1 protein-coding gene is annotated in these 692 nt (G+C 43.5%); it reads right to left on the bottom strand.

The features are described from left to right. Positions 1 to 692 (bottom strand): AMP-binding protein (locus EXT48_RS23530; RefSeq protein WP_130166029.1); only part of this gene is annotated, 692 nt, incomplete at both ends.

A 692-nucleotide genomic window follows, 5' to 3' on the forward strand; every position in this document is an offset into this window, starting at 1 on the left:
TGCCGGATTGCCCTTCTCTATAAAACGGATTATCTATAAAGCGCTCTGCCGTTAACTCGCTTTTATTCAGATACCCTCGAGCTATACCTGCGCCACCTATATATAGCTCACCCGCAACCCCATTAGGCAGTAACTGCTGCTCACTATCTAATACATAGCACGCTACATTATTTAATGGCTTTCCTATTACCTCTGAATCTACATTACTCAAATCAGCAAAATGACTATTAATTGTGATTTCCGTCGGTCCATAAGCATTCAATAAACTAGACTGATGACGGTTTGCCATTTCTTTTAATTCAGCAAATCGTTTATTGCCCATGCTTTCACCACTTGATATCCAATCAAATTGCGGTAAGTTGGGTACCTGCGCCAACAATGCCAATAATTGTGGTGTTGCGTTCACGACACGTATATCGTGCTCCCTGATCAACGCAGCAAGCACTTCTGGGGAGTGTGCTTGCTCAGTACTGGGGATCACCAACCGAGTACCTTCAGCTAATAAACATAAACCTTTAAGAGAAGCATCGAATGCAAATGAGGATAGCCATAACCAGCTTGGCGTTGTGCCCTGTTTGCAGCACATCAGCTGCACTTTCATCCCTTCAGAAAAATTCACGACCGATTTGTGCTCAACCATCACGCCTTTTGGTTGTCCCGTTGACCCCGATGTATAAATTACATATGCCAAA

Origin of the sequence: Pseudoalteromonas sp. CO348 (assembly GCF_004208845.1) — a bacterium.
GTDB classification, from domain to species: domain Bacteria; phylum Pseudomonadota; class Gammaproteobacteria; order Enterobacterales; family Alteromonadaceae; genus Pseudoalteromonas; species Pseudoalteromonas maricaloris.